The 10,536-nt window shown below is 69.1% G+C and carries 10 protein-coding genes; 3 read left to right on the plus strand and 7 right to left on the minus strand.

Annotated elements, in window-relative coordinates; genetic code table 11:
- Entirely contained in the window at positions 1 to 489 is a 489-nt protein-coding gene (locus tag EL493_RS16235) for a nitroreductase family deazaflavin-dependent oxidoreductase (protein ID WP_030203092.1), read from the minus strand.
- A 140-nt stretch (positions 490 to 629) separates the two neighbouring features.
- On the opposite strand from EL493_RS16235, the gene EL493_RS16240 reads away from it, so the two are divergent.
- Positions 630 to 1,934, plus strand: coding sequence for a DUF1254 domain-containing protein (locus EL493_RS16240; RefSeq protein ID WP_022565715.1), 1,305 nt, complete (start codon positions 630 to 632; stop codon positions 1,932 to 1,934).
- Positions 1,935 to 1,946: 12 nt separating this feature from the next.
- On the opposite strand, the gene EL493_RS16245 is transcribed toward EL493_RS16240, so the two are convergent.
- Positions 1,947 to 2,402, minus strand: coding sequence for a hypothetical protein (locus EL493_RS16245; RefSeq protein WP_022565714.1), 456 nt, complete (start codon positions 2,400 to 2,402; stop codon positions 1,947 to 1,949).
- A 223-nt stretch (positions 2,403 to 2,625) separates the two neighbouring features.
- Between EL493_RS16245 and EL493_RS16250 the strand changes: the two genes are divergently transcribed.
- Positions 2,626 to 3,666, plus strand: coding sequence for an AraC family transcriptional regulator (locus EL493_RS16250; RefSeq protein WP_030203089.1), 1,041 nt, complete (start codon positions 2,626 to 2,628; stop codon positions 3,664 to 3,666).
- Here EL493_RS16250 and EL493_RS16255 read toward each other — a convergent pair.
- From EL493_RS16255 to EL493_RS16265, 3 genes are all read right to left on the minus strand, one after another.
- Positions 3,653 to 5,728: a neutral/alkaline ceramidase gene (locus EL493_RS16255; protein WP_019050440.1), complete on the minus strand. Its 2,076-nt coding sequence runs from the start codon at positions 5,726 to 5,728 to the stop codon at positions 3,653 to 3,655. The genes EL493_RS16250 and EL493_RS16255 overlap by 14 nt on opposite strands.
- Positions 5,729 to 5,806: 78 nt before the next feature.
- A complete protein-coding gene (locus EL493_RS16260) occupies positions 5,807 to 6,790 on the minus strand; it encodes an NAD-dependent epimerase/dehydratase family protein (RefSeq protein WP_019050441.1) in 984 nt (327 codons plus the stop codon).
- The gene (locus EL493_RS16265) at positions 6,787 to 8,154 is read right to left on the minus strand and encodes a flavin-containing monooxygenase (protein WP_022565712.1); all 1,368 of its coding nucleotides are present in this window, start codon (positions 8,152 to 8,154) and stop codon (positions 6,787 to 6,789) included. Before EL493_RS16265 ends, EL493_RS16260 begins: the two co-directional genes overlap by 4 nt.
- A 236-nt stretch (positions 8,155 to 8,390) precedes the next feature.
- Here EL493_RS16265 and EL493_RS16270 point away from each other — a divergent pair, with 236 nt between their 5' ends.
- Complete coding sequence (locus tag EL493_RS16270; protein WP_198041075.1) at positions 8,391 to 9,626, plus strand: YncE family protein; 1,236 nt, start codon at positions 8,391 to 8,393, stop codon at positions 9,624 to 9,626.
- A gap of 69 nt (positions 9,627 to 9,695) precedes the next feature.
- Here EL493_RS16270 and EL493_RS16275 read toward each other — a convergent pair whose 3' ends face one another.
- Entirely contained in the window at positions 9,696 to 9,923 is a 228-nt protein-coding gene (locus EL493_RS16275) for a hypothetical protein (protein ID WP_019050444.1), read from the minus strand.
- 90 nt (positions 9,924 to 10,013) lie between these two features.
- Complete coding sequence (locus EL493_RS16280; protein WP_019050445.1) at positions 10,014 to 10,487, minus strand: DinB family protein; 474 nt, start codon at positions 10,485 to 10,487, stop codon at positions 10,014 to 10,016.
- Between the last annotated feature and the right edge of the window lie 49 nt (positions 10,488 to 10,536).

Raw genomic sequence — 10,536 nt, forward strand, 5'->3', positions numbered from 1 at the left:
TCAGGCCGCGCGCGGGCGCAGGATCACCACCGGGATCTCCCGGTCGGCCCAGGCCTGATACGCCTCGAAGTCGGCGTAGAGCTCGACCAGGATCGGCCACAACCGCGCGCGCTGCGCCGGATCGGCGGTCACCGCGCGGACCGCGATTCGCTCGCGGCCGATCTGCACGAAGGTGTCGGGCGTGGCGCACAGATTGCGGTACCACTGCGGATGCGTGGACAACCCGCCCTGCGACGCCACCACGACCGTGTCGGCGCCGTCGGCGAGAAACAGCAGCGGGGTGGTGTACTCGGCCCCCGACCGCCGGCCGCGATGCTCGAGCAGCAGGGTGGGTACCGGCTTCCGGAATCCCGCGCCCACCCGCCATGTCCCGCCGATCCGCCCGCCGGTGCGCCGGAACACCCACACCTGCACCGTGCTCATGAGCTTGAAGATCTTCGGCAGCATCGGCGAATCGAGGTGCTTCGGGCGCGGCGGTGTAGCGGTCATGAACTGTAACCATACATTCTGCTCATAGTTTGTATGGTGAGGTTTGCTTCATCCGAAACGGATGAGGTCCGCCGGCCGGTCCTCGCCCTACCGTCGGAACCGGTGCTCGGATCGCCACAATCCACCGTGATGGAGGGGCCATGTCCATATTGTCCGACGATCTGCGAACGCTGAGCCGCGAAGCGTATGTGTACCTGTATCCGCTGGTGACGATGGATGCCACCCGGCGTCAGCAGATCAACGGCTCGGCGGCGGACAAACCCGGATTCGGTCCGCCGAACCGGTTCCATCACATCCGGACCTTCCCGGATGCCGAGTTCCGCGCGGTCGTGCGCCCCAACTTCGACACGCTGTACTCCAGCGCGTGGATCGACCTCGTCGACGGCCCGGTCCGGATCCACATTCCCGACAGCGGCGGGCGCTACTACATGCTGCCCATCCTCGACGCGTGGACCGATGTGTTCGCGAATCCGGGAGCACGTACCACCGGCACGGCGGCCCAGGACTACCTACTGGTCGGCCCCGGGTACACGGGCGACGTTCCGGCCGGGCTGCCGGTCATCCAGGCCCCGACGCCGCATGTCTGGATCATCGGGCGCCCGCAGACGAACGGTCCCGCCGACTACGCCGCGGTCAACGCCTTCCAGGACGGGCTCGAGATCGTCGAGATCGGTCCGCGCGCACCGTTCGAACCGGATCCCGGCGTGGACACCACGGTGGAGCCGTTGCGTCTGGTGGACGGTCTGGAGCCGATCGACTTCTTCGTCCGCGGCGCCGCCGCACTCGCGCAGAACCCGCCCCACCTCACCGATTTCTCCCAGCTCGCGCGGATCGCGCACCTGGGCATCGTGCCCGGCCGACCTTTCGACGCCGCCCGGTTCTCGCCCGCCGAGCGCGCGCAGCTCGAGGCCGGTGTCGCCGACGCTCGCGCCACCATCGCCGCCGCGCCCACGACACTCACCACGCCGGTCGACGGTTGGGTGCGCATCGCCACCGGCGTGTACGGCAACGACTACCTGCGGCGCGCGATGGTCACCCAGGTCGGGCTCGGCGCCAACCCACCCGAGGACGCCATCTACCCGCTGCTGGTCGCCGATTCCGAAGGCAAACCGCTGGTCGGCGACAACGACTACACCCTGCACTTCGACGCCGACGCCCTCCCGCCCGTGGACGGATTCTGGTCGGTGACGATGTACGACGCCGAAGGCTTCCAGACCCCGAACGCGCTGAACCGCTTCGCGATCGGCGATCGTGACGACCTGCGCCCGAACCCCGACGGCTCCCTGGACATCCTCGTCTCCCACACCGACCCCGGCCCCGACGGCCGGTCCAACTGGCTCCCGGCCCCCATCGGCCCCCTCGGCATCACCCTGCGCCTCTACGCCCCGAAACCGCAGGCCCTCACCGGCGCGTGGACCCCACCGCCGGTCCACCGCGCCCGGTGACCCGGACGGCACTCACGATCCCGCCGCGGCCGCCACCTCCTCGACGTCCCGCAACCATGCCGCGGTGTCGGCGACGAAGAACGCGACCTCGCCCGCTCGTGTCCCGACGACAAGATGTGTCCGCCCACCGGTCACCGCACCCCGGAACACCTTCGCTTCGCGGGTGGACCGAACCTCGGCCACCGGGATCACGAAAGCCGTTCCGGCATAAGGCCGGAAGTGCACCGCCGAGGTAGTCAGGGCCAGCACCCCGTTACCCTTGACCGCCGGAAACCCCGGCGCGGTCGCGCCACGGTAGAGCGCCCGCTCCGGCGCGCGCAGCACCGTCTCGTGACGTAGGTCGTCGGCCATGTCCGCGGTGATCCGGTCACCACGGCGCCGCAGCCACACGACGACCGGAATCATGGCGACCACCAGCACCGCGAGAATCCCGGCGACCAGGACGACGACGAACCACAGTGTGCTCATGTGCAGATCATCGTCCCGATCGACCGCACCGTAAACCAGCGGACCGGCGCCGGGGAGTCCGGGCCGCGACCGGCGGCCGAAACTCGCCGCGGGTGGCCGGATGGCCGGTATCATGCCCGCAGGTCAGGGGCGAAACCGGCCAGAAGTGGTCCGAAATGCCGACCGGTCGGCCCAGCGCTGCAAGCCGGTCGCCCGCGACCACCACGATGGGGATGCGATGAGTATGAGATTGGATTCCCCGACGATTCCGCCCGCGGTGCTGACCGGTGTCGTCGAGATCGGGCAGCGGGAGGGCCGCGACACCGCGGCATGGTTCGCCGGCACCGGTCTCGACGTGACGCAGCTGCTGACCGCGGCCACGGTCAAGGTCTCGTTCCGCCAGGCCGCCGACGTCCTGCGGCGCGCCCTCGACGACATGCCCGACCGATCCCTGGGGATGCAGGTCGGCGGCCGCGACATGCTGCTGTCGATGGGCATGCTCGGTGTCGCGATGCGCTCCTGCGCCACCGTGGCCGAGGCGCTGGCGGTGGGCCTGGAACTGCACGAGGCATCGGGCAGCCTGATGGATCTCGAGGTCGAGAACCTGGGCCGGGAGGTGGCGCTGCGCATGCGCGAACGATGGCCGGAGCCACGGCTGCTCCGGTTCCTGTGCGAGGAGGCCATCGCGAGCACCGTGGTGTTCCTGCGGTCCGTCTTCGGGCGCGAATGGTCGCCGCTGCGGGTCGACCTGGCCTACGCGCCACCCCCCTATGTGAAGCAGTACTACGGCTTCTTCCGGTGCCCGATCGTGTTCTCGGCGAGCGCCAGCCGCCTGGTGCTGCCCGCCGCCGAGCTGGCGCTGCCCTTTCCCACCCGCAGCGAGCAGACCCGAACCATCGCCGTGGAGGCCTGCCGCCGCCTGCTCGACATCGGCAGGCAGGGGCCGACGATCACCACCGCGGTCGAGACCGTCCTGGAACGCGACCTGCGCTCCGGCCTCACCATGGCGCAGGTGGCCGCGCACCTGCATGTCACCGAACGCACGCTGCGCAGGCAACTCGCCACCGAGGACGCGAGTTTCAGCGATCTGCGCGACCGGGTGCGGGAACGGCGCGCACGCTTCCTGCTCCAGGAATCCGACCTCACCATCGGGGGGATCGCCCAGGAGGTCGGCTACAGCGACCTCCGGGAATTCCGCCGCGCCTACATCCGGTGGACCGGTCACCCACCGAGCGCTGCCCGTCGCGCCGCCGATCGAGACCGGGGTCCGCTCACCGGACGCTGAACTCGGGTGAGGTGCCCGTGAACGGTGTCAGCCGGCCCGCCGCGTCCTTGCTGTCTCCGTGATAGACCACACGGTAGCGGCCCCGTTCGGTCGACTCCGGCACCGACCAGTGCACGCGGATCACCGAGGCGGCCTGCTGCCCCTCGGGCCGGGACCAGGTGAACCGGGTACACCAGTCGTTGTCGTCGAAGACTGTCGGCCAGGACCCACCAGCGTCCCGCTGGATCTCGAAATATGTTCCCCCGGTGTGGAAATCGTTGGCCGGATGGGCACCGACGAATTCGACGACGACGTCGTCACCCGCGCTCACGCTGTCCGGTGGCGCGACCCGGACGTCACCGAAGGCCCGGCCCGCGATCGGCTCGTCGGCCGGCACCGGCGGCAGCAGATTCGGCTGCGGTCCCGAGGTCCAGTCCAGCGGCGCGGGTCCGCGGCCCAGGGCGGTCCGCGACGCCAATGCCCGTGCGAGCCGGTCGAATTCCTGCATGTAGGCCGGGAGGGTGTACCGGCCGTAGAGGGTATGGCCGCCCTCGTATTGCTGCGAGTCGTACTCCTCGGGCGTCACGGCGTAGCCCGTGTACCCGTTCGCGTAACCCTGCACGAGTACGTTCTCCACGGCGGTCCCCAGCGCCCTGGCCACCACGCGCCGGATCCGGAGCCCGGCCACGATGGTGAACTCCGCGGGTCCTGCCGCGAGCACCAGGTCGCCGATGCGCAACACCTGGACCGCGACGACACCGGGTACCCAGGGGCGCGGCGGGAGCAGGCCGAGCGGGACCAGTATCAGCTTCGGCGCCTGCGCGTCCCGCATCCACTGCATGATCGGCGCGTCCATCCCGCCGAGTGTGTCGACCAGCGGGTTGGTCACGCCCTCTTCGAGCACGGGCACGATGTGGTGGTAGTTGTCGGTGGACTTGTTGGCCGCCAGCGTGATTCCCATCATCGCGGGCGTGGTCCGGGCGGGCAGGCCGTCCGGGGTGTAGGCGCCGTCGATCCGCGTATCGCCCAGGTCGAGATACCGGACGGCGGCATCCACGCCGGAGGTCAGCATGGGCCGCGCCCCGTCGAACGCGGTCCGTGCGGCCTGATATTGCCGTTCGCCGATGATCGCGCAATTGAGCACATTGTCGTCGGTGGGGCCGGACGGCCGCCACGGGGTCAGGTGCAGATTGGGCGTCATGTCCCCGGCATTGGTCTGGGGGAACGCCGCGACGAAACCCGGCCGCCGCTCGCCGGGCCGGACGCCGTGCTCGTCATGTTCCCAGCGATAACTGGCGAAGCCCTTGTTCTCTCCGGCGATGAGCCGGAACCGGTCGGTCAGCGACGTGCCGTGCGTGGCGAACCAGGAGATCGCACCGACGTCCCGGCCGCCCTGCTGCAGCCGCAGCACCGTGACCGCGGGGTCGTTCGCTCCGGGGAAACAGGCCTTGTCCTCGGGCGGATTCAGGTCGAACGCCACGCGGGCCCGGTTGGCGCTCGCGTCGTGCAGTTCGCCGCGGCCCAGCAGCAGCGCACCGGGAGCCAGGTTCTCGTGGGCGGCGGCGATCGCCGCCACGAAACCGGCGACCTCGGCCTCGTGTGAATTCCGCTGGAAACCGTAGGCGGCGAGCGAGTGCGCGTATTCGCGCGCCGTGCCGCCACACGAGCTGTGGTTGTGGGTGGCGTTGAGATTTACGTTGCGTTCGGTGTAGAGGTCACCGAAGCGCTGGGCGAGGCGCTGCATCACGGCCAGATGCACGGATTGGAACACGCACGCGATATCGGCGGTCACGAACGCGACCCGCCCGCCGGTGGCCTGGTCGACGATGATGAAGGCGCGCACCCAGGTCCGCATGAGCAGACCCTCGGCGACGATCTCGGGGTCGGAATAGCCCATGGTCCCCTGTCCGGCGACCGCGCCCGTGGCGTCGGCGATGCCGCAACCGACGAGATACGCGCCGGGGTCGACCGGATCGGCGCCGGCTCCGCGCCCGACCGCCACCGTGAGACCGGCCGCCGCGGTAACGGTGGCGGCTCCGGTCAGCAGAGATCTGCGCGTGAATTCCTGGTGGCGTATGGCCATGGGCTGCAACTGCTTTCATAGGACTAGGACGACTACGTGCCGACCCGAGCGCGTGCGGGGTCGGTGGGGAAGCCTGGGTCAGGCCGGCATGTTCAGCTCGTACCACCGCGCGGCATCGCTGATCGCGGCCGTGATCTCGCCGGGGTGGTAGCCGATTTCCCGGGTGGCTTTGACGCTGGACGCGGCCTGCGGCAGCGACAGGTACCGCGCCAGCCCGGAGTCGATCCCGGGCGCTGAACGGGTGAGCAGGCCGGTCAGGTCGCCGACGGCGCCCGCCGCCGAGAGCAGGTGCCGGTGCAGCCGCATCGGCGTCTTGCGCGCGCCGACGAGGGTGGCGATGCGGGTGAACACCTCGTGGTAGCTGCTGTTGACACCGGCGAGGATGTAACTCTCGCCCGTGTTTCCGGACTCCACCGCGGCGACCATGCCGCGCGCGACCGACCGGACATCGCACCAGGAGGTCGTGCCCGGCGGACAGGGGTAGCGCTCGCCCCGCTGCATCGCCCGGATGACCCGGCCGATCTGCAAGGTGAAGTCGAACGGCCCGATCATGAATCCCGGATAGACGACGACCAGATCGAGACCGCGGTCCAGCCGCCGCCGCACCGCGACCTCCCCGGCGAGTTTGGTGTCGGCGTAGTGGTATCCGATGCCGGTGAACAGGTGCGAGCCGCCGTCCTCGTCGACCGGGCTGCCGTCGGGGAAATAGCCGAGGACGTCGGTGGTGCTCGTGTGCAGGAACCGCCGCACTCCCGCAGCCAGGGCGGCATCGGCCAGTACCGCGGGGACGACCGAGTTGACCAACCGCCGCCGCTCGGCCAGCCCGGACCAGGTAGAGGTATCGCCCGCCACGTGCAGAACCCAGTCCTGGCCCTCGACGAGCCGTCGCGCGGTACCGGCCGCGGTGAGGTCGGCCAGGTCGATGGTCACCGGGAGATCGTCCAGCCACCGGGTCGGTGAGCCGGGCATGCCCGTCGCGGTGACCTCGTGTCCGGCCGCGAGGAGCTCGCGGACCAGATTGGCGCCGACGAATCCGGTCGCGCCGGTGACCAGGCACCTCATCCCCGCACCGCCGCGAGTGCGCGCCGCCGGACGTCGGCGAAGATTCCGGGAACCAGGTGCTGCCAGCCCATCCGGTCCCGCACCGTGCGCAGATAGGCGTGGTAGGCGTGCGCGTCGACATAGGCACGGTGGCGGGGCGAGGCCAGGAACCTGATCCCGCCGTCGAGCTTCGGCCGATCGGTCCGGATGAGTTCGTCGAATTCGGCCGCGCGCCGCGGTGCGTGGTCCTGGTCGTGCAGGTATTGCGCGACGATATTGCTGAGGTGATCGAACAGTGTGTAGGCGCTCGAGTTGATCTCGATATAGCCCAGGCCGAACAGATTCCGGTACTCGCGATTGAAGACGGACAGGTAGAGATCCGGGCGTCCGTCGGCCCAGTCGAAATATCCTTCGGCGTAGGGGATTTCCCAGTCGTAACCGGTCGCGTAGAGGATCAGGTCCACCTCTTCGCTGCTGCCGTCGGTGAAATGGACCGTGTCGCCCTCGAACCGGTCGATATCGGGCCGGATCGCGACATCGCCGTGCTGCAGGTGATGCACCAGCTGACTGTTGAGCAGCGGATGCGATTCGAACAGTTTGTGGTCCGGTCTCGGAAGTCCGTATCGGGTCAGGTCGCCCTGCATCAGCCGCAGCAGCGCCCGGAAGAACGGCCGCTCGAAACGCAGCGGCAACGCGGGACCCTCGTTGGCGAGTTGGTCGGTGGGAACGCCGAACAGGTGCTTGGGGATGAGATGGTAGCCGCGCCGGACACTGACGAAGGCGGCCTCGGCGTTGGCGGCCGCGTCACAGGCGATATCGGCGCCGGAATTGCCCAGGCCGATGATCAGCACGCGTTTGCCCCGGAATTCGAGCGCGCTGCGATAGGACGAGGAATGGCGGATCTCCCCGGCGAACTCACCGGGGTGCCGGGGCATCCGGGGCGCCCAGGTGACCCCGGTCGCGCAGATCACCGCCCGGTAGGCGTGTTCGGTGCCGTCGTCGAGCACGACCCGCCAGCCGGTCTCCGCCTGCCGGACCTCGCGGACCGCCCGCGAGAACTGGATGGAATCCCGCAACCCGTACGCGTCGGCGAACGACCGCGTGTAGGCCAGGATCTGGCGGTTCCCGGGATAGTCCGGATAGCTGTCCGGCATCGGGAAGTCGAAGAACCCCGAGGTTTTGCGCGAGGAGATGAAATGAGCGGACTCATACATCGGGGTGCCGGGGTTGTCCAGGTCCCAGATCCCACCCACGTCCGAGTGCCGCTCGAACTGGTCGTAGGGGATTCCGAGCCGCTGGAGCGCCCGTGCCGCGGACAGTCCCGCCGGCCCCGCGCCGATCACGCACACCCGATTCGGTGCCGTCGCTGTTTCTTTCGTGACCATGAACCCTCCGTTCACTGCGAATACCGACGGAATTCAACCGGCTCGACACGGGAGTGATAAGGGCACGACCGGAATGGTAGGGGGGTGAAACCGGACATCTTCGACGCGACGCCGCCGGGGCGGAAGCGGACAGTGAACGGGGGATTTCCGGCCGTTCCGTCCGGGGCCATGGCCGCGGCACCGCATCGCGAATATATTCCTGCGAAGTTCTCGAAAGGAATCCCATGTCCCCCTGGATGTCTTGCCGTAGCCTCACCTCGGCTGTCCTCGCCACCGCCCTGTGCGCGACGTTCGCCGTCGAGATGGGCGACACCGCGTCCGCCGCCGGTCTGCAGCAGATCATGCTGGTCGGCAACAACTGGGAAGGTACCGCCGCCGTCATCCGGTCCACCGGCGACTTCGCCGAGCTCGGCCGGATCGACCTGGTTCCCGACAAGGAAGAGCGCCTGCGCGAGATCTACCGCGATCCGCTGCGCCTGGGCTTCTTCCTCGGCATCCGGATCACCGTCGGTGAGGGCCGCGACCAATACGTCGACGACATGTACACCACGTCCGACGGCGCCGAGATCGTTGTCTCCCGGCCGAGTTTCGCCGATGTCGCCGCGATCGACACCGCGACCGGGGCGCTGAAGTGGCGATTCCCGGTCTCGGGCAACCGCGCCGACCATATGGCGGTGTCCCCGGACGGTACGCGCGTCGCGGTCTCGGCGTCCACGAGCAACACCGTGCACGTGCTGGACATCGAAACCGGCACGGAGTTGGGCAGATTCGGTACAGGCGACAAGCCGCACGAGAACGTCTTCACCGCGAACGGCCAGATCTGGAACATGGCCATCGGTGAGGTGAACACCCCGCTGGACAGCCCGGAACTCGACGCCACCAAGGGCGACCGCAAGATCACCGTCGTCGACGCCCGGACCTACCGGCCGATCAAGGTCATCGACATGCGGGAGCGGCTGGACGCGTTCGGCCGCCGCGACCTGTCCGACGCGGTTCGTCCGGTGGCCTTCAGTCCCGACGAGTCCATGCTGTACTTCCAGGTGTCGTTCTTCAACGGCTTTCTCGAATACGACATCGAGTCCGACCGCATCACCCGGCTGAAGGAACTGCCGAAGAATCCCGAAACGAGTTCGGACCGGCTGACTTTCGTCAACGACTCCCGCCACCACGGCATGGCGATGCAGCCGTCCGGGGACAAGCTGTGCATCGCCGGAACCATGGACGAGTACGCCACCGTGGTCGACGTCGACACCCTGCGGGAGGGCCCGCTGGTGCCCGCGGCCAAGCCCTACTGGGCGACGGTGAGCGGCGACGGCAAGGCCTGCGTCATCTCCGAGAGCAATGCCGACGTGGTGACGGCCATCGATTTCGCGACCGGGCAGAAGATCACCTCGACGCCGGTCGGCGACCATCCGCAGCGTATCCGCGTGGGCGTGCTCCCCGCGACCTGGCAGCCGCCCGCAGCGGGGTGAATCCGCCGACCGGGTCGGGAAGTCCCTTCGCCCGGCGATGCCACCGGGCAAAGGGATCTGGGTGGAAAATCAGCGGCGGGGCTGTGGCGCCAGGTGGTAGGAGCGCAGCGCCCAGCGCGCGTGCCGGCGCAACGGCGCGTCGACCTGGCTGCCCCGGGAGTTCAGGATGCGGCACACCCGGGTACGGAACTCCGCGGGGGAGATGCCGAACCGGACCAGGAGTTCCTCGCTCGGCGGTCCGCCGAACGGCTCCCACACCAGCGCCAGATCGATCATGCCCTGTTCCTCGGGAAGCACGGCGCCGTCCTATCGCGGGCGCGCCGGCACGGTTGTCGAACACCCGGAAGAAGCTGCCGCGTCCCCGGTGCGGGAGCCGATCCGTGGTCGTCAGCCGCCCGCTTCGATCTGTTCGCGCAGGATGTCGCCGTGGCCCGCGTGCCGGGCGAACTCGGCGGCCATGAACTGATAGATCCAGCGCAGGCTGACCACACCCATCCGCGGGTGCTCGCGCGTGGCGTCGAGGGGAATGCCCGCCGCGACGGATCGTGCTCGGGCACTGGCACGTTCGAATTCGGCGATCACCGCCGCCACGGTCTCGTCGTCGTCGACGTGGAAACCGCCGTGCGCCCACAGCGGCCCGTCGCACTCCTCGTCGGTGAGCCCGCCGAGGGTGCGCTGGAACCACATGCGCTCGGCGTACGCGGCGTGTTTGATCAGGGTGATCGGGGTGGTCAGCGACGGCACGAGCCGTCGCCGGGCGTCGGTTTCGGACAGGCCGCGCACCGTGCCGATGAGGTCGGCGCGCGCCTGGTCGATCATGGTCTCGAGCAGTTCTCGCTCGGTGCCGGTCTGAGCAGTCATCGGAGTCGCTCCTTCCGCGGCCGCCCCGACCCACGCCGGACCGGCCGCT

Origin of the sequence: Nocardia asteroides, from assembly GCF_900637185.1 — a bacterium.
Taxonomy (GTDB): domain Bacteria; phylum Actinomycetota; class Actinomycetes; order Mycobacteriales; family Mycobacteriaceae; genus Nocardia; species Nocardia asteroides.